The organism is Roseovarius sp. THAF27, assembly GCF_009363655.1.
Classification (GTDB): Bacteria; Pseudomonadota; Alphaproteobacteria; order Rhodobacterales; family Rhodobacteraceae; genus Roseovarius.
This window is the reverse complement of the sequence record NZ_CP045393.1, coordinates 1-17,544: the sequence shown is the minus strand read 5'-3', so window position 1 is coordinate 17,544 and position 17,544 is coordinate 1. Positions and strand designations below refer to the sequence as shown.

The following is a 17,544-nucleotide window of genomic DNA, read 5'->3' as shown; positions in this document are numbered from 1 at the left end:
GTTTCGCGGCGTCGTCAGCATCGGGAGCAGTTGCGATGAGGCGTCACGCGTCGGACCGGCTTCGCTTTGACCTGCGCGAAGTGAACGGGGCCCTGGGGGATCTCGGCACGCTGCTGCCGCTGACTATCGGGGCCATTGCCCTCGTGGGTCTGTCGGCGACACAGGTGCTGCTGGGCTTCGGCCTCTTCTACATCGCGACCGGCCTGATCTACCGGCTGCCGGTCCCGGTCCAGCCGATGAAGGCTATCGTCGCCGTGGCGCTGATGGCCGAGATCTCGCCGGCCTCCATCGCGCTCAGCGGAATGCTGATCGGCTCGGCACTGCTATTGCTGGGAGGAACGGGCATCATAGACCGCATCGCGCGCCGGGTGCCGCAATCGGTGCTGACCGGGCTTCAGTTGGGACTGGGCCTTGGATTGGCCTGGATATCGCTTGGGCTGATGGCCGGGCAGCCGCTCATCGGGCTGCTGTCGCTGGGGCTTGCGGCTGCGGCGTTGCGGCTGGGGACACACGCGGCCCTGATGACGCTGGGTTTTGGCGTGACGGCGGGCCACTTCGTCGGTCACGAGGCCCTGCCCGATCTGGCTGGCGCTGCGGCTGCGGGCTGGCTGGCGCCGGTTCCAAGCCTTGAAGACATGCGCATCGCCATTACCGACCTCGCCCTGCCGCAGCTTGCCCTGACCCTGACCAACGCGGTGATCCTGACCGCGATCGTGGCCCATGACAGCTATGGTGCGCGCGCCGCGCGGGTGACGCCGAAGCGTCTGTGCCTGACCTCGGGTATCGCCAACCTGGCCTTGTCCCCCTTCGGAGCGCTTCCGATGTGCCACGGCGCCGGGGGTGTCGCGGCGCATCACCGTTTCGGCGCGCGCAGCGGCGGCGCGCCGGTGATGCTGGGGGCCGCGCTGCTGCTGGTGGCGCTGCTGCCGGAAGACCTGCGGCACATGGCACTGCTGGCGATCCCGTCCGCAACGCTGGGGGCCTTGTTGCTGGTTGCCGCGGTCGAGCTTGCCGCCAATCGCCGGCTGTTCGATGCCAGGCCGTCGTGCAGACCCGTCATCGCGGTCACCGCCCTTGCGACGTTTCTGGGCAATCCTCTGATCGGGCTGATCCTCGGAACGCTGGCCGAGGTGGTTCGGAAGGCCGTTCTTGCCCATCTGTCGGACCAAAAAGCGGACCGCCCGCAATGACGACGCCACAGCGTTGCGCCCTGATTTCGAGACAGCCGCATCCGGGAAAAGACCGATCATTCAGGAAATCTATCAGGACCGCCGATTTCGATTGGCTTTACCATCATGATTGACAAGCTGGAAATGTTCATCGCCGTCGCCAGGGAAGGCCATTTCGGTCGCGCGGCCTCCGGCCTGGGCATCACCCAGCCGACCCTGTCTAACGGGATCAAGACGCTGGAAGACCAGCTTGGCGTGCAGCTGATCTTTCGCGGGTCTCGGTTTGGCGGGCTGACGCCGGAAGGCCAGACCGCGCTGGACTGGGCCAAGAAGATCGTCGGCGACACGCGGCAGTTGCGCGAGGAAATGCGGGTCAAGCGCGATGGCTTGTCGGGGCAGTTGCGCATTGCCGTCATTCCGACGGCCCTGACGGTGGCGGCGCGGCTGTGTCAGCGCTTCAATGCCAGGCATCCGAAGGTTCACTTCACCATACTTTCGCGCACGTCGATCGAGATCATGTCGATGCTCGACAACCTGGAGGCGGATGCGGGCATTTCCTATCTCGACAACGAACCGATGGGGCGGGTCAGTACCGAGCCGTTGTACGAAGAGCGGTACATGCTTGTGTGCACGAACGATTCCCCATTCGCGAACCGGCATAATGTCGCGTGGGAGGAACTGTCGGGTGAAAAGCTCTGCCTGCTGACCCCGGACATGCAGAACCGCCGCATCATCAACCGGAATTTCTCTGCGGCCAATGTCTCGCCGGAAACCTGCATCGAATCCAATTCGACGATCGTCCTGGTGGCGAATGTCGAATCCGGCGGCTATCTGACAGTGCTTCCCGAGGAGCTGGCGCGCTTCCTCGTGGCCGGAAAGCCGCTGACCGTCGTGCCGCTGACGGGCCGCGAGCCGTCTCACGCGGTCGGCCTCGTGGCCCCGTTCCGAGAGCCCCATACCCCTGTTCTGGATGCCCTTCTGCGGACCGCGAGGAAGCTGTCGAAAGCGGATTGATAGCCTATCTCTATCGGTCGACCGATCTGCGATATTGTCGTCGGCCCGCACCTTCTGTCTGCTTGGCGCAATTGGACGCAGGAGGTTAGCCCATGCAATCAGCCGCCCCCATACCCACCGAAGACGAGATCGCCGCGCTTATCGAGGCGAATGCCGATCTGGAAGGTCCGTTGCTGCCGATACTGCACGCGTTGCAGGAGAGCTTCGGGCACATTCCGCAGCCTGCCATGCAGATGATCGCGGATCGGCTCAACATCACCAAGGCCGAGTTGCACGGTGTCATCAGCTTCTACCACGATTTTCGCGAGGCCCCTGCCGGCAAGCATGTTCTGAAGATCTGCCGCGCCGAGGCCTGCCAGGCGATGGGCGGCAACGCGCTGGCCGAAGAGACGCTGGCAAAGCTGGGGCTGGACTGGCACGGCACCACGATCAACGGCGCTGTCACGGTCGAGCCCGTCTATTGCCTTGGCCTGTGCGCCTGCGGCCCGGCCGCGATGCTGGACGACCGCTGTGTAGGCAAGGTGGACCGCAATCGCATGGATGCACTGCTGGCCGAGGCGGGCGCATGAAGATCTATGTTCCCATGGACAGCGCCGCCAAGGCGCTTGGCGCCGAAGAGGTTGTGGCGGCCCTGAAACAGGCCGCGCCCGAGGCGCAGATCATACGCACCGGGACCCGTGGCATGATCTGGCTGGAACCGCTTGTCGAGGTCGAGATCGACGGCATCCGCCACGGTTTCGGACCCACAACGCCGGACGACGCGGCAGCCATCCTCGATGGCAGCAGCGCCAAGGCGCTTGGCCCGGTGGACGACCTCGAATGGATGAAGCGCCAGACCCGGCTGACCTTTGCCCGCGTCGGTGTGATCGACCCGCTATCGCTGGACGACTACGAGGCGCATGGCGGCCTTGCCGGGCTGAAACGCGCGCTATCGATGACCGGCCAGCAGATTGTGGACGAGGTCAAGACCTCCGGCCTGCGTGGCCGTGGCGGCGCTGGCTTCCCGACGGGGATCAAGTGGCAGACCGTGCACGACGCGGACGCGCCGCAGAAATACATCGTCTGCAATGCCGACGAGGGCGACAGCGGCACCTTCGCCGACCGCATGATCATGGAGGGCGACCCCTTCACCCTGATCGAGGGCATGGCCATCGCCGGACTGGGCGTCGGCGCCACCAAGGGATATGTCTATCTGCGCTCCGAATACCCCGATGCCATCACGATGATGACCCGCGCTGTCGAGATCGCCCGCGCCGAGGGCGTCCTCGGCGAGAATATCCTCGGCTCGCCGCACAGCTTTGACATGGAGATCCGCAAGGGCGCGGGCGCCTATGTCTGCGGCGAGGAAACGTCGCTGCTGAACTCGCTTGAAGGCAAGCGAGGGGTTGTCCGCGCCAAGCCGCCGCTTCCGGCGCTCGAAGGGTTTCTGGGCCGACCCACCGTGGTCAACAACGTCATCAGCCTGGCAACCGTGCCGGTGATCTTCGAGAAAGGCGCCGAGCATCACGCCAGCTTCGGCATCGGCAAATCACGCGGCACCATCACGCTTCAGATCGCGGGCAACGTCGCGCGCGGCGGCCTCTTCGAGACCGGATTCGGCGTGACCCTGGGCGAGGTGATCGACGACCTTGCCGGCGGCACCGCAACCGGCCGCCCGTTCAAGGCGGTGCAGGTCGGCGGGCCGCTCGGCGCCTACATGCCGCAGTCGAAATTCGACGCGCCCATGGGATACGAGGAATTCGGCGCCGAAGGCGGGCTCATCGGCCATGCCGGGCTGGTGGTGTTCGACGACACCGCCGACATGCTGGGCATGGCGCGCTTCGCGATGGAATTCTGCGCCGTGGAAAGCTGCGGCAAGTGCACCCCCTGCCGGATCGGCGCGGTGCGCGGGGTGGAAACCATCGACCGCATCGCGCGCGGCGACGCCGACGCCGTGACCATCCTCACCGACCTCTGCGAGACGATGACCGACGGGTCGCTTTGTGCTCTGGGCGGCTTCACGCCCTATCCTGTCATGTCCGCGCTGACCCACTTCCCCGACGAATTCTCGACCGCCAAGGAGGCCGCAGAATGAAAGACCTGATCATTCCCGACGACCGCGACATGGGCACCCCCGCCAAGACGGGCGAACCCGTGACCCTGACCATCGACGGCTTCGAGGTGACCGTCCCCGAAGGCACCAGCGTGATGCGCGCGGCGGCCGAGGCGGGCATCCAGGTTCCCAAGCTCTGCGCCACTGACAGCCTTGACGCGTTCGGCTCCTGCCGCCTTTGCGTGGTGGAGATCGAAGGCCGGCGCGGCACGCCCGCGTCCTGCACCACGCCCGTTGCCCCCGGCATGGCCGTGCACACGCAGTCGAAGAAAGTGCGCAAGATCCGAACCGGGGTGATGGAGCTTTATATCTCGGACCACCCGCTGGATTGCCTGACCTGCTCGGCCAATGGCGATTGCGAGCTGCAGGACATGGCCGGTGCCGTGGGCCTGCGCGACCAACGATACGAGGCCGGGCGCAACCACTACGACGCCATGGGCGGCACGCTGGCGCAGGGCGACACCCGTGCCCGCGCGCCAGAGGGCGACAAAGGCAACCCAGAATACATTCCGGCGGATGCGTCGAACCCCTATTTCAGCTATGACCCCAGCAAGTGCATCGTCTGCAACCGCTGCGTCCGGGCCTGCGAAGAGGTGCAGGGCACCTTTGCCCTGACGATCGAGGGGCGCGGTTTCGAGTCCCGTGTCAGCGCGGGCACCGCCGAGGACGATTTCCTCGCGTCGGACTGCGTCAGCTGCGGCGCTTGCGTGCAGGCCTGCCCCACCGCGACGCTGCAGGAAAAATCAGTGATCGAGATGGGCACGCCCGACCGGTCTGTCGTGACAACCTGCGCCTATTGCGGCGTCGGCTGTTCCTTCAAGGCCGAGATGCAGGGCGACGAGCTGGTCCGCATGGTGCCCTACAAGCACGGCAAGGCGAACCGGGGGCATTCCTGCGTCAAGGGGCGCTTTGCCTATGGCTACGCCCATCACAGCGACCGCATCCTGAACCCGATGATCCGCGACCGGGTGAACGAGCCCTGGCGCGAGGTCAGCTGGGATGAGGCGCTGGACTTTGCCGCGTCGAAAATGCTGGCGCTGCAAGAAACCTACGGCAAGAAATCCATCGGCGTCATCACCTCCAGCCGCTGCACCAACGAGGAAACCTACCTGGTGCAGAAACTGGCGCGCTCGGTCTTCGGCAACAACAACACCGATACCTGCGCCCGCGTCTGCCACTCGCCCACCGGCTACGGGCTGGGCCAGACCTTCGGCACCTCCGCCGGCACGCAGGATTTCGACAGCGTCGAAGACACCGACGTGATCATCGTCATCGGCGCCAACCCGACCGACGGCCACCCCGTCTTTGCCAGCCGCATGAAAAAGCGCCTGCGCCAAGGGGCCAGGCTGATCGTGATCGACCCGCGCCGGATCGACCTGGTGAAGTCGGCCCATATCGAGGCCGCGCATCACCTGCCGCTGCGCCCCGGCACCAACGTCGCCGTGGTCACGGCGCTGGCGCATGTGATCGTGACCGAAGGGCTGATGGACGAGGACTTCATCCGCAGCCGGTGCGACTGGGAAGAATTCCAGGAATACGCCGCCTTCGTGTCGGACCCGCGCCACAGCCCCGAGGCGACCGCGCTGCTGACCGGCGTCGATCCGGCACAGCTGCGCGCCGCGGCGCATCTCTATGCCAGCGGCGGCAACGGCTCGATCTATTATGGCCTCGGCGTCACCGAGCACAGCCAGGGCTCGACCACCGTCATGGGCATCGCCAACCTCGCCATGTTGACCGGCAACCTTGGACGGCGCGGCGTGGGCGTGAACCCCTTGCGCGGGCAGAACAACGTGCAGGGCGCCTGCGACATGGGGTCCTTCCCACACGAACTGCCGGGCTATCGCCACGTCAAGAACGCCGACGTGCGCGAGATGTTCGAGGCGCTCTGGGGCACCGAGATCGACCCCGAGCCGGGCCTGCGTATCCCAAACATGCTGGACTGCGCGGTCGACGGTACCTTCAAGGGCCTCTACTGCCAGGGCGAAGACATCCTGCAATCGGACCCGGACACCAAGCATGTCGCGGCGGGCCTAGCGGCGATGGAATGCGTCATCGTGCATGACCTCTTCCTGAACGAGACAGCCAACTACGCGCATGTCTTCCTGCCCGGTTCCACTTTTCTGGAAAAGGAAGGCACCTTCACCAATGCCGAGCGCCGCATCAACCGCGTGCGCGAGGTGATGAAGCCGCTCAACGGCTATGCCGACTGGGAGGTGACGCAACTGCTGGCCAACGCGATGCTGAAGAAATCCGGGCGTCCGGAATGGAACTATACCCATCCCGCCCGCATCATGGAGGAGATCGCAGCCACCACGCCCTCTTTCGCCGGCGTGGATTATGCCTTGCTGGAAACCAGGGGCAGCGTCCAATGGCCCTGCAACGAGGAACATCCAGACGGCACGCCGCTGATGCACGTCGACAGCTTCATGCGCGGCAAGGGCAAGTTCATCATAACCGAATACGTGGCGACCGACGAAAAGACCGGCCCGCGCTTCCCGCTGTTGCTGACCACCGGGCGCATCCTGTCGCAATACAACGTGGGCGCTCAGACACGGCGCACGGACAACACCATCTGGCACGAGGCCGACGTGCTGGAAATCCATCCCCACGACGCCGAGAACCGGGGCGTGAACGAAGGCGACTGGGTCAAGCTGGCCAGCCGCTCGGGCGAGACGGCGCTGCGCGCCACGATCACCGACAGGGTCAGCCCGGGCGTTGTCTACACCACCTTCCACCACCCCGACACCCAGGCCAACGTCATCACCACGGATTTCTCGGACTGGGCCACGAACTGTCCCGAGTTCAAGGTGACGGCGGTGCAGGTCAGCCCTTCCAACGGGCCGACCGACTGGCAGGAGGACTACGCGGCGCAGGCCGCGCAGGCCCGCCGCATCCTTCCGGCGGCGGAATGATGGCTTTGGGTTTTCCTCCTTCCCAAAGCCGCTCGGGCCTGTCCGTACAGGCAGAGGGCGCGCGCAGGGTCAGCCGCGCCCTTCCCGAAGAGTTGCCGGTGGCGCTGGTCTTCGACGGCTCGACCCAGGCAGTGATGATGGCCACACCCGACGATATCGAGGATTTCGCGCATGGCTTCGCCGTGACCGAGGGAATCGTGACCGACCCCGCGCAGATCGAAGGTTTCGAGATCGCGGAACACGATCTGGGCATTGAAGCCCGGTTCTGGCTGCGCGCCGACCGGCGCGAGGCGCTGGCGGCGCGTCGCCGGTTCATGGCCGGGCCGGTGGGCTGCGGGCTGTGCGGCATTGACTCGCTGGATCAGGCGGTGCGCGACGTACCAAGCGCGGCGCAGGTTGGCCCGACTTTCAGCCGTGACGACATCGCCCATGCCGCCGACGCGCTGTTCAATATCCAGCCCCTGCACCGCCGCACCCGCGCGACCCATGCGGCGGGCTTGGTCCTGCCGGGCAAGGGCGTCGTCCTGGCGCGCGAGGACGTGGGCCGCCACAACGCGCTCGACAAGCTGATCGGCGCGCTCTGGCGGGCTGGGCGCGACCCGGGCTTGGGCGCTTTCGTCATGACCAGCCGCCTTTCGGTCGAACTGGTGCAGAAATGCGCCATGGCCGGCTGCGGCACGCTGATCGCAGTCTCCGCCCCCACGGCCCATGCCCTGCGCCTAGCCGACACGGCAGGCATCACGCTGGCCGCCTTTGCCCGCGGCGGCGGTTTCGATCTCTATTCCAACCCGCACCGCATTTCCCACGAGGTTCCAGATGTCGCCTGACAAACTAGTCATGATGGCCAACCAGATCGCCACGTTCTTCAAGTCCCAGCCCGGCAACGACCACGCCGAGCGCGTCGCGAACCACCTGCAGGATTTCTGGGACCCGAGGATGCGCCGCCAATTCTGCGACTACGTGCAAAACGGTGGGGAGAACGTCGATGACATCGCGAGAAAGGCAGCGGGACTGATCACTTGAAACGATCCGAAGATTTCTCACCGGCCTCGGGCGCAGAGCGCGGCGGTCTATTTTGAAAAAGCTTCGGCGTAGCGGGATACATAAAGCATTTCGCGATAAACCTGAATCACAGCTTATCGCGAAACGCTTGTCTCATGACTTTTCTCGTTTCCATGCGAAGACTTTGAGGGTTTCGCAAGACATTCATCGTTCCGCAGCCAAATCGATTGTTCGCGTCAAACCACTTCACCAACAAAAAGACCTTGATCCGTTTCGCTCGAAAGTTCACGTTTCCGAATGACCGTGGCCTGAGTCCCATGCCTGTCGGGTGATGCCGAAGCCGGCACAATCCTCGGCATAAGCACGCCGCGGCCCTTCGGCAGAAAGACCGCATTTCTGAAGAACCCGCTGCGATGCCAGGTTGCCGAGGTCGGTGACGGCCTTGATCTCGTCCAGTGCCGTGTGTTCGGATGCAAATTGCAAAAGACGTGTGCAGATCTCGGTGGCGAACCCCTGCCCCCAGAAATCGGGCAACAGCATGTATCCCACTTCGATTTCGGCGTCCGGGTAGCGATCGCTGATCATCTGCGACCAATCGGTATCGTTGGTTTCAATCGGAAGGGGCAGCAAGACGCCGGTTCCGATCTTCGCGCCTGTATCCACGAGGGTTGCTGCCCATATCCCGATACGGCCACCAGCGGCGCGTCTTACTTCGACAGGCAGGTGGTTTCGTATCTCATCGGGGCTGTAGACGTCACACACGTACTTCACCACTTCCGGATTGGTGAAAAGCGCAACCGCCAGATCCTCGTCCTCCAGCGTGAGCGGGCGAAGCTCCAGCCTTGCCGTTCTCAAAACCAGATCCTCTGGCGGCAACGGCGGGACACGCCGATTTCTCCATGAGGGCGAGGTCATGACCCAAGCGCATTGCTGACGGCCTGGGCCTGGGCCTGCCCGCCATAGTATGCGCCGCTGCACAGGGCGGCGCAGGGGCCGGCGACCGCTTCGCCCGCAAAGAACAGCGTGTGGGACCGCTCCCAGACTCTTCCGCACAACATAGCTGGGATAGCCCTCATCCATTTCCCATTAGTCCAACATCGAAAGGTCGCGGAAATCGACGCCCTGATCCACGAGCACCCCAGGTCGAACGGTTGCCAAAGTTACCTCTAATCGGTGAAGGCACGTCCGCCATGACGGACCAAACACTTACCGGAAATCGAGTGTCGCATGCGAACCGGCACTCGGCAAGCTGGTTCGGTCGGTGACTCTGTGGCTCCGAGGCCGCGCGCGGCGTCCTGCAAAACGCGGCCTATCCTTGGGCAGCAATCTTCCAAGCTGTCGGCGACGAGAACCAGGCTGGCATCGGTCTTCAGCATCAGACGCGCCTTTTGAGCCGCCTGCTCGCCACCACCGACGACGACGATCCGGCGGCCTGTGGTGCGTATGAACATGGGAAAGGCCTTCATCGGGGTCTCCTTTCAGGCGGCGCACCGCCGGGCGCGGTTCTGCCAGAGCAAGTCTGCCTGCCGCACCGCATTGGCATGGCCAAGCGTATCGAGGGCGAGGGCGGTGGTGGTGACAACGAGGTCGGTCTCAAAAGGCGGGCGGCGGAGGCCCTGCCAGAGATCGGACAACGCAAGGTCGCCTTCGGCATTGAGCTTTCGGGTTTCATCGCGCAACACAGGCCGCGTTTCCTGCCAGGGGCGCCCTTGACGCAGCCCGAAAGCGGTAATGTCCTTGGCCGGATTGCTCTCGAATTCTCCACCGGCCCCCTTGATGATGCTCAATGCCTGCCAGCCGAGATGCATCGCGGCGTCCGCCTGAAGTTGGCGGTAAAAGGGGTGAAAAACGCCTTGAACACTGGCCGCGGCGCGGGCGGGGTTGAGCATCCGGCAAACGGTATTGACGCAGGAGCGCAGACCAAGAACGTCCCGCAAGTTCAAAAGACGAAACAGGCCGGGATGAAGGGATTTCAGCGGCATATAGGCAATGCGATCACGGTCCAGCAGGCGGGCGGCGTCCTCCGGGTCCCCCGCGAGACCGATCCCCGCCTCTGCCAGTCCGTCACGTACCTTTCTGTCCGGCCCGTTCCAGCCATGCAGCAACACCCGGTGCCCCGCATCCGTCACAAGACGCGCAGACAGCAGGAACCAGGGCTGGCCCCGTGTCCGTCCGGCGGCGTAGCTCGGCCAGTCGAGGTCAGCAGGCGGCAATGCAGGCGCCGAGCTGGACGCCGCCTCGGCAAAACCCGCGATTTCTTCCGCGGTCTCCCCTTTCATGCGCAAGAGCATAAGCAGGGCACCCACCGCTCCCGGCGCGTCGTCCCAGCCTGCGTCCTGCCCATTCACACGGGGGCGCAGCAGACGATGGTCAAGCCCCACGGTCTCGGCCAGAGCCGTGCCCTTGGAACAAAGCCTTCCCAGATTGGCCGGATGCGCGTCGTCGCCCTTGACCTCCAGCCCGCCGTCGCCGTCCCGCCGCAGCAGGACGCCGCAGCCAACGCCCCAATACGGACAGGTGGACCGGGTCCAGGGCTGGTCGGCGCCATCCATCACGCGGCGTCCCGCGCGCTCAGGCCTGCGCCGTCGATCAACACGCGGCCATCCTCGACCTTCAGCGGATAGGTGGCGATCTCTCCGTCCTCGCCTTGTGCCTTCCCGGTCTCAAGATCGAAGACCCAGTTGTGCAACGGGCAGGTCACCGACTGGCCGTGAACAATCCCCTCTGACAGGGGCCCCGCCTTGTGCGGCAGGTGTTGGACGTGGCGAACACCTCGTTCTCGGCGGTACGGAACACGGCGATACAACCCTGCGCCGTCTTCAGCTTTCGCGCACCGCGCCGGGGGAAGACGCCCGATCAGATCCGGCCAAGAGCAGTCCTACCCCAAATAACTGCCGAAAAGGAAAGATCACCCAAGCCTCTGATACTTCAAGAAGAAATAGAACACGTGACCTTCCGCGGCACGAAAAAATGTGCGCACCGCGAAAAAATATGAGCTCACCTACAATTTCTCAGAAGTCGAGGTTTTCCACGCTCAGCGCGTTCTGCTGGATGAACTCACGCCGCGGCTCCACCACATCTCCCATGAGCTTCGTGAACAGGTCGTCGGCCTCGGCCACGTCATCCACCTTGACCTGCAGGAGCGTGCGGGCTTCGGGATCCAGCGTGGTCTCCCAAAGCTGGTCAGGGTTCATTTCGCCCAATCCCTTGTAGCGCTGCAGGGCCAGTCCCTTTTCGCCTTCCTTGAGGATCGCGTCCAGCAGGTCCAGCGGGCCGTAAATGGCTTGGGATCGCTCCTTACGATGCAGGGTCGCAGGCTGGTTGTAAATCTCGCGCAGACCCTCGGTAAGCTGGCCCAGCCGCTTGGCCTCTCCGCCGCGCAGGATAGGGCCGTCCAGCGTACGAACCTCCTCGACGCCGCGTAGCACACGGGCCAGGCGGATGCCGTGATCCTGCGTCTGCCGCCCCTGCCAGCCCCGCTCGTATTCCAGCGCAATAAGGTCCAGCCGTTCGGCGACGGCATCGGCAACCGATTGGATGTCCGCATCCGCGCGGCCCGCCTCGAACGCCTCGGCGATCGCCGCCTGTTCCAGAATGTGGCGCGGGTAATGTGTTGGAAACGCATCGAGAATCCGGTTTGCCTGCCGCGCTTCCTCGACAACCCGAACAAGGTCCTGCCCGGTGATGTCCTCTCCGGATCCGAGGCGCAGCACGGCGTCATCCGTGCCTTGGGCAATCAGGTAATCTTCCAGTGCCGGCGTGTCCTTCAGGTACACTTCTGACTTGCCCCGGCTAACCTTGAACAGCGGCGGCTGCGCGATGTAGAGGTATCCGCCTTCGATCAGTTCGGGCATCTGACGATAGAAGAACGTCAACAGCAACGTCCGGATATGCGCCCCGTCCACGTCGGCATCCGTCATGATGACAATCTTGTGGTAGCGCAGTTTCGAGATGTTGAACTCGTCCCGCCCGATCCCGGTGCCCAGTGCCATTACGAGGTTCCCGATTTCCTGGCTCGACAGCATCCTGTCGAAGCGGGCCCGCTCGACGTTCAGGATCTTGCCGCGCAGGGGCAGAACCGCCTGCGTGGATCTGTCCCGCCCGGTTTGCGCCGAGCCACCGGCGCTGTCACCCTCGACGAGAAACAGCTCTGTCTTCGACGGGTCCTTCTCGGAACAATCCTTCAGCTTGCCGGCAAGGTAGTTCACGTCGAGCGCCGTCTTGCGGCGCGTCAGCTCGCGCGCCTTGCGCGCCGCCTCGCGGGCCATGGCTGCTTCCATGATCTTGCCGACGATCATCTTGGCGTCGTTCGGGTTCTCCTCGAACCATTCCGACAGCTTTTCGTTAACCAAGCCTTCCACCGCCGGGCGCACCTCGGAACTTACCAGCTTGTCCTTGGTCTGGCTGGAGAACTTCGGATCTGGGACCTTGACCGACAGCACGCATGTCAGCCCTTCACGGGCGTCATCCCCGGTGAAGGTGATCTTCTCTTTCTTGGCGATACCGCTTTCGGCGGCATATTTCTGCAGGACACGTGTCAACGCCCCGCGGAAGCCGGCAAGGTGTGTGCCGCCGTCCCGCTGGGGAATGTTGTTGGTGAAGGGCAGAACCGTCTCGTGATAGCTGTCGTTCCACCACATCGCGACCTCAACGCCGATGTCATCCCGCTCGCCGGTCACGAAGATGGGGTCGGTCATGAGCGGCGACTTGCTGCGGTCGAGGTAGCGCACGAATTCCTGCACGCCACCGTCGTAGTGCAACTCTGTTTCCAGCGGCTCGGCAGGCCGTTCGTCGCGCAGGATGATGCGCACGCCGGAATTCAGAAAGGCCAGTTCGCGCAGCCGTTTCTCCAGTGTTTCAAAGCTGTATTCGAGATTGGAGAACGTATCAAGCGATGCCAGAAACCGAACTTCGGTACCACGCTTGCCGGACGCGTCGCCGACGACTTCCAGGTGCTTGGCGGTCTCGCCGCGCTCGAAACGGGCGACATGTTCCTTGCCCGCGCGCCAGACGCGCAGTTCCAGCCAATCGGACAGAGCGTTGACCACCGACACGCCGACACCGTGCAACCCCCCGGAAACCTTGTAGGAATTGCTGTCGAACTTCCCGCCCGCGTGCAGTTGGGTCATGATCACCTCGGCGGCGGACACGCCCTCTTCCTCGTGCATCTCGACCGGGATACCGCGGCCATTGTCGCTGACCGAAATGGAACTATCCCTGTGAATACAGACACTTACATGGTCTGCGTGGCCAGCGAGGGCCTCGTCGATGCCGTTATCGACGACCTCGTACACCATGTGGTGCAGGCCAGAACCGTCATCGGTGTCGCCGATATACATGCCAGGGCGCTTGCGAACAGCTTCTAACCCTTTGAGAACCTTGATGGAATCGGCGCCATATTCTTCGGCGGACGCGGCGGGTTCTGCCATGCAGATTATCCTTCGTTCATTTTCGTATTTTATACGATTTCCGGGGGGGAATGTCACGCGATAGACACAATATTTTGTGGTTAACGATCAGCATCTTAATATCGGTATTGCGTCGGTATCCGAGTGGCATCGCGTCGGTGTCATTCTCGCCGTTTCAGCGCTGGTTAACGCACGAGATCGCATCCGTTTCGGTCACCTCGAAAACCTGCGCCCGGTCGCCCAATTCCGAGAACAGCTCCGGCCCCGTTCCCGTCATCCAGGCCTGGGCACCCAAGGCGCAGATCTCGTCGTAGAGCGCCGCACGCCGCGCCGCGTCCAGATGCGCGGCGACCTCGTCCAGAAGCAGGATCGGCGGCGCGCCGAAATCCTGCGCCAGCGCGCGCGCGTTGGCGAGGATCAGCGACACCAGCAGCGCCTTCTGTTCGCCGGTCGAGCACTCGGCCGCTGGCACGCCCTTGGCGGCATATACGCCGTGAAGATCGGCGCGGTGAGGGCCCACGAGCGTACGCCCGGCGGCGATGTCGCGAAAGCGGCTTTCGGACAGGGCATCGCGGAAATCGGACTCCGTGTCGGGCATTTCGCCTTCGGTCATGGTCAGCTCCAACTCGGCGACGGGAAAGGCCGTCTCGGCCTGCGCCTGCGCCTCGGCGAGCTGTTCCAGCGCCGCGACGCGGTTGGCGTGGATCGCGGTCCCCGCCTCGGCCATCTGCCGCTCCAGCGCGACGTACCAGTGACCGTCGCGCACCTGGTCCTTCAAGAGCCGGTTGCGCTCGCGCATGGCCTTTTCATAGGCCAGCGTCGCCTCGGCATGGGCGGGCACGAAGCTGAGCGTCATGCGGTCGAGAAAACGCCGGCGCCCCTCCGCCCCCTCGATCCACAGCCGGTCCATGGACGGGATCAGCCACAGCACCCGCGCGACACGGCCCAGCGCCACCTGCGACGCGGCCTTGCCGTCGATCCTGAGCTGTCGTGCGCCGCCGTCCTCGGACCAGGTCTCGATCTCGTGGACCTGGTGCATCGACCGCAACACGCCGGTCAACTTCCAGCCGATCGCATCCGGCCGCCGTGCCATGTCCTGCGCCGCGGCCCGGCGCAGGCCGCGCCCGGGTGAGAACAGCGAAACTGCTTCAAGGATGTTGGTCTTGCCCGCCCCGTTCGGCCCGTAGAGCGCCAGGGGCCGCGCATTCGCCTCGATCCGCACGCCCTTGTGCGACCGGAAATGCGACAGGCTGAGCGATGACAGGTACAATCCGGTCATTCAGAGCACCACGTTTTCTTGAAAGAAAACGGCACGGAAAATTCAAATTTTCCGATCCGGAATTTTTGAAAAATTCCGGCCCGCGTCACACGCGCATCGGCATCACGACATAGACCGCCGAGGTGTCATTGCCTTCGCGCATCAGCGTGGGATCGCCCGAGGAATTGAACATGAACACGGCATTCTCGCGGTCGACCTGGCTGGCGATTTCCAGCAGGTACTTGGCGTTGAAGCCGATTTCCAGCCGCTCGTCGCCATAGGCCACGGCCAGCTCTTCCTCGGCGGCGCCGCTGTCGGGGGCGTTGACGGACAGGATCAGGCGATCCTCGTCCAGTGCAAGCTTCACGGCGCGGGAGCGTTCGGAGCTGACGGTGGCGACACGGTCGACGGCCTGGGCGAATTCGCTGGCGTCGACCTCCATCTTGCGGGTGTTGCCCTGCGGGATGACGCGGGTGTAATCGGGAAAGGTCCCGTCGATCACCTTGGATGTCAGGGTGATGTTGGGCGTGGCGAACCGCACCTTGGTTTCGCTGACAGACACGGCGATGGCCATGTCGTCATCGTCCAAGAGCTTGCGCAGCTCGCCCACGGTCTTGCGCGGTACGATCACCCCCGGCATGTCCTCGGCGCCCTCGGGCAGGTCGGCGTCGATCCGGGCCAGGCGGTGGCCGTCGGTGGCCACGCAGCGCAGCACCTTGCCGCCCTCGCCATCGGCGACGTGCATGTAGACGCCGTTGAGGTAGTACCGCGTCTCTTCGGTGGAAATGGCGAATTTCGACTTGTCGAACAGCCGGCGCAACACCGGCGCCTTGGCCGAGAAATTGCAGGAATATTCCGACGAGGCCATGACCGGGAAATCTTCCTTGGGCAGGGTCGCCAGAGAAAAGTTCGAGCGTCCCGCCTCGACCGTCAGGCGCCCCGAGGCGCCATCGTCGCTCAGCGTAACCAGCGCCCCGTCGGGCAGCTTGCGCACGATTTCGTGCAGCGTCACGGCAGAGACGGTCGTGGCGCCGGCGCGCTCGACCTGGGCCGGGGCCTTGTCGACCACCTCGATATCGAGATCGGTCGCGCGGAAATGGACGGCGTCGCCCTCGGCCTCGATCAGCACGTTGGCGAGGATCGGAATCGTGTTGCGCCGTTCGACCACGGACTGGGCCTGCGAAACCGCCTTGAGCAGCGTTCCGCGTTCGATGCTGAGTTTCATGCCCTCGCTCCCTGCGTGCGTGCCTCTGCCGGGCACCGGGACCGGCACGTTAGCAAGTTTCGCCTTATGCTCAAGCCTTTTATTGCGCCCTTAACCCTCAAGCGCGCGGCGCAGAATCTCGAGGTTGTCGGCGATGTCGCTGTCCTGCGCCCGCAACTCCTCGATGCGACGCACCCCGTGCATGACCGTGGTGTGATCGCGGCCGCCGAAACGCCGCCCGATCTCGGGCAGGGAGCGCGACGTCAGCTGTTTGCACAGGTACATCGCGATCTGGCGCGGGCGCGCGAAGGTGCGCACCCGCTTGGGTCCGATCATGTCGCTGAGACGGACATTGTAATGCTCCGACACCTTGCGCTGGATTTCCTCGATCGAGACCTTGCGTTCGGACGCGCGCAGGATATCGGCCAGGCAGTCCTGCGCCAGTTCCATCGTGATCTGGTGCCCGACAAGCGAGGCGAAAGCGTAAAGCCGGGTCAGCGCGCCTTCGAGCACGCGGACGTTCGTGGAAATGCGGTGCGCCAGGAATTCCAGCACGCCCTCGGCCATTTCGAGGCTGGGATACTGCTCGGCGAAGCGGTCCGCCTTGGATTGCAGGATCCCGAGCCGCAGTTCGTAATCGGTGGGATGCAGGTCGACGACGAGGCCGCATTGCAGGCGCGACTTGATCCGCTCTTCGAGATTGGCGATTTCGCCCGGCGCGCGGTCGGCGGAGATGACGATCTGCTTGTTCTGGTCCACCAGCGCGTTGAAGGTGTGAAAGAATTCCTCCTGCGTGCTGTCCTTGCCGGCTATGAATTGCACGTCATCGACCATCAGCACGTCGACGGAGCGGAAAAGCTCCTTGAAGTCCATCATGCGGCGGTCGCGCAAGGCCTGCACGAAACGGTACATGAATTGTTCGGCCGACAGGTACAGGACGTTCAGTTCCGGCTGAGACGATTGCAGTTCCCAAGCGATCGCGTGCATCAGGTGCGTCTTGCCCAGCCCCACGCCGCCGTAAAGGAAAAGCGGGTTGAAGGTGACAGGCCCGCCTTCGGCGACGCGCTTGGCGGCGGCATGGGCCAGTTCGTTGGGCTTGCCGACAACGAAACGGTCGAAGGTGAACCGCTCGTCCAGCGGGGCGGAGGACAGCACGTCGTCGGTCAGGCGGGTCGCGGTGCGTGCCGGCTCGGCGGCTGTCGCGGGCGCGGCTTTCGGTGTCGCGACCGGCTTTTGCGTCGAGTTCGCGGCGACCTGGAAATCGATGCGGCGGATGGAGGGCGCGAAGCCGTTGACCTTGAACAGGATCAGTTCGCCGAAGTTGCGCGAGACGTAGTTGCCCTGGAAGGTCGTGGGAACCTTGAAGGTGACCACGTCATCGCTGATCGCGGTCAGTTCCAGCGGCTCGATCCAGTTGGTGAAGTTGTTCTTGCCTATCGTCTTGAGCAGGTCCTGTTTGATCTGTCCCCATTGTTCTTGCGTCAT

General features: G+C 64.1%; 15 protein-coding genes and 1 pseudogene. 7 read left to right on the top strand and 9 right to left on the bottom strand.

Annotation, left to right across the window (positions count from 1 at the left end; all coding sequences use genetic code 11):
* Positions 1 to 35: 35 nt before the first annotated feature.
* The 7 genes from FIU89_RS00075 (at position 36) to FIU89_RS00045 (ending at position 8,210) form a co-directional block, all read left to right on the top strand.
* Positions 36 to 1,190, top strand: coding sequence for a putative sulfate/molybdate transporter (locus FIU89_RS00075; protein ID WP_152490712.1), 1,155 nt, complete (start codon positions 36 to 38; stop codon positions 1,188 to 1,190).
* A gap of 105 nt (positions 1,191 to 1,295) precedes the next feature.
* Positions 1,296 to 2,183 carry a LysR family transcriptional regulator gene (locus FIU89_RS00070; protein ID WP_152490711.1) on the top strand — a complete coding sequence of 296 codons (888 nt, stop codon included), beginning with the start codon at positions 1,296 to 1,298 and terminating at the stop codon, positions 2,181 to 2,183.
* 92 nt (positions 2,184 to 2,275) lie between these two features.
* Positions 2,276 to 2,752, top strand: coding sequence for a formate dehydrogenase subunit gamma (locus FIU89_RS00065; RefSeq protein WP_152490710.1), 477 nt, complete (start codon positions 2,276 to 2,278; stop codon positions 2,750 to 2,752).
* Positions 2,749 to 4,257 (top strand): NADH-quinone oxidoreductase subunit NuoF, encoded by a 1,509-nt coding sequence (locus FIU89_RS00060; RefSeq protein WP_152490709.1) that lies wholly within the window; start codon positions 2,749 to 2,751, stop codon positions 4,255 to 4,257. The genes FIU89_RS00065 and FIU89_RS00060 overlap by 4 nt, the downstream gene beginning before the upstream one ends.
* Positions 4,254 to 7,187, top strand: coding sequence for a formate dehydrogenase subunit alpha (gene fdhF / locus FIU89_RS00055; RefSeq protein ID WP_152490708.1), 2,934 nt, complete (start codon positions 4,254 to 4,256; stop codon positions 7,185 to 7,187). Before FIU89_RS00060 ends, fdhF begins: the two co-directional genes overlap by 4 nt.
* Complete coding sequence (fdhD, locus tag FIU89_RS00050; RefSeq protein WP_152490707.1) at positions 7,184 to 8,014, top strand: formate dehydrogenase accessory sulfurtransferase FdhD; 831 nt, start codon at positions 7,184 to 7,186, stop codon at positions 8,012 to 8,014. Before fdhF ends, fdhD begins: the two co-directional genes overlap by 4 nt.
* Positions 8,004 to 8,210, top strand: coding sequence for a formate dehydrogenase subunit delta (locus tag FIU89_RS00045; RefSeq protein ID WP_152490706.1), 207 nt, complete (start codon positions 8,004 to 8,006; stop codon positions 8,208 to 8,210). The genes fdhD and FIU89_RS00045 overlap by 11 nt, the downstream gene beginning before the upstream one ends.
* 264 nt (positions 8,211 to 8,474) lie before the next feature.
* On the opposite strand, the gene FIU89_RS00040 is transcribed toward FIU89_RS00045, so the two are convergent.
* The 9 genes and pseudogenes from FIU89_RS00040 to dnaA form a co-directional block, all read right to left on the bottom strand.
* Complete coding sequence (locus FIU89_RS00040; RefSeq protein WP_172977972.1) at positions 8,475 to 9,104, bottom strand: GNAT family N-acetyltransferase; 630 nt, start codon at positions 9,102 to 9,104, stop codon at positions 8,475 to 8,477.
* Positions 9,101 to 9,247: a hypothetical protein gene (locus tag FIU89_RS22130; RefSeq protein WP_172977971.1), complete on the bottom strand. Its 147-nt coding sequence runs from the start codon at positions 9,245 to 9,247 to the stop codon at positions 9,101 to 9,103. Before FIU89_RS22130 ends, FIU89_RS00040 begins: the two co-directional genes overlap by 4 nt.
* Before the next feature lie 108 nt (positions 9,248 to 9,355).
* A complete protein-coding gene (locus tag FIU89_RS22425) occupies positions 9,356 to 9,655 on the bottom strand; it encodes an NAD(P)-dependent oxidoreductase (protein ID WP_216647043.1) in 300 nt (99 codons plus the stop codon).
* Between the two features lie 12 nt (positions 9,656 to 9,667).
* Positions 9,668 to 10,741, bottom strand: coding sequence for a glycosyl transferase family protein (locus tag FIU89_RS00030; protein ID WP_152490704.1), 1,074 nt, complete (start codon positions 10,739 to 10,741; stop codon positions 9,668 to 9,670).
* Positions 10,741 to 11,012: pseudogene (nirD, locus tag FIU89_RS00025) on the bottom strand (nitrite reductase small subunit NirD). Before nirD ends, FIU89_RS00030 begins: the two are co-directional and overlap by 1 nt.
* 188 nt (positions 11,013 to 11,200) lie before the next feature.
* The gene (gene gyrB, locus FIU89_RS00020; protein ID WP_152490703.1) at positions 11,201 to 13,618 is read right to left on the bottom strand and encodes a DNA topoisomerase (ATP-hydrolyzing) subunit B; all 2,418 of its coding nucleotides are present in this window, start codon (positions 13,616 to 13,618) and stop codon (positions 11,201 to 11,203) included.
* A 154-nt stretch (positions 13,619 to 13,772) separates the two neighbouring features.
* Positions 13,773 to 14,876 carry a DNA replication/repair protein RecF gene (recF, locus tag FIU89_RS00015; RefSeq protein ID WP_152490702.1) on the bottom strand — a complete coding sequence of 368 codons (1,104 nt, stop codon included), beginning with the start codon at positions 14,874 to 14,876 and terminating at the stop codon, positions 13,773 to 13,775.
* A gap of 85 nt (positions 14,877 to 14,961) precedes the next feature.
* On the bottom strand, positions 14,962 to 16,080 hold the full coding sequence (dnaN, locus tag FIU89_RS00010; protein ID WP_152490701.1) for a DNA polymerase III subunit beta: 1,119 nt from the start codon (positions 16,078 to 16,080) through the stop codon (positions 14,962 to 14,964).
* Between the two features lie 90 nt (positions 16,081 to 16,170).
* On the bottom strand, positions 16,171 to 17,544 hold the full coding sequence (gene dnaA / locus FIU89_RS00005) for a chromosomal replication initiator protein DnaA (protein WP_152490700.1): 1,374 nt from the start codon (positions 17,542 to 17,544) through the stop codon (positions 16,171 to 16,173).

Excerpts from the sequence above, each read along its gene's own strand:
- fdhD (WP_152490707.1), top strand. The coding sequence starts at position 7,184 with ATGATGGCTTTGGGTTTTCCTCCTTCCCAAAGCCGCTCGGGCCTGTCC.
- FIU89_RS00040 (WP_172977972.1), bottom strand. The coding sequence starts at position 9,104 with ATGACCTCGCCCTCATGGAGAAATCGGCGTGTCCCGCCGTTGCCGCCA.
- FIU89_RS22130 (WP_172977971.1), bottom strand. The coding sequence starts at position 9,247 with ATGTTGTGCGGAAGAGTCTGGGAGCGGTCCCACACGCTGTTCTTTGCG.
- gyrB (WP_152490703.1), bottom strand. The coding sequence starts at position 13,618 with ATGGCAGAACCCGCCGCGTCCGCCGAAGAATATGGCGCCGATTCCATC.
- dnaN (WP_152490701.1), bottom strand. The coding sequence starts at position 16,080 with ATGAAACTCAGCATCGAACGCGGAACGCTGCTCAAGGCGGTTTCGCAG.
- FIU89_RS00075 (WP_152490712.1), top strand. The coding sequence starts at position 36 with ATGAGGCGTCACGCGTCGGACCGGCTTCGCTTTGACCTGCGCGAAGTG.
- FIU89_RS22425 (WP_216647043.1), bottom strand. The coding sequence starts at position 9,655 with ATGAAGGCCTTTCCCATGTTCATACGCACCACAGGCCGCCGGATCGTC.
- recF (WP_152490702.1), bottom strand. The coding sequence starts at position 14,876 with ATGACCGGATTGTACCTGTCATCGCTCAGCCTGTCGCATTTCCGGTCG.
- dnaA (WP_152490700.1), bottom strand. The coding sequence starts at position 17,544 with ATGACGCAAGAACAATGGGGACAGATCAAACAGGACCTGCTCAAGACG.
- fdhF (WP_152490708.1), top strand. The coding sequence starts at position 4,254 with ATGAAAGACCTGATCATTCCCGACGACCGCGACATGGGCACCCCCGCC.
- FIU89_RS00070 (WP_152490711.1), top strand. The coding sequence starts at position 1,296 with ATGATTGACAAGCTGGAAATGTTCATCGCCGTCGCCAGGGAAGGCCAT.
- FIU89_RS00045 (WP_152490706.1), top strand. The coding sequence starts at position 8,004 with ATGTCGCCTGACAAACTAGTCATGATGGCCAACCAGATCGCCACGTTC.
- FIU89_RS00030 (WP_152490704.1), bottom strand. The coding sequence starts at position 10,741 with ATGGATGGCGCCGACCAGCCCTGGACCCGGTCCACCTGTCCGTATTGG.
- FIU89_RS00060 (WP_152490709.1), top strand. The coding sequence starts at position 2,749 with ATGAAGATCTATGTTCCCATGGACAGCGCCGCCAAGGCGCTTGGCGCC.
- FIU89_RS00065 (WP_152490710.1), top strand. The coding sequence starts at position 2,276 with ATGCAATCAGCCGCCCCCATACCCACCGAAGACGAGATCGCCGCGCTT.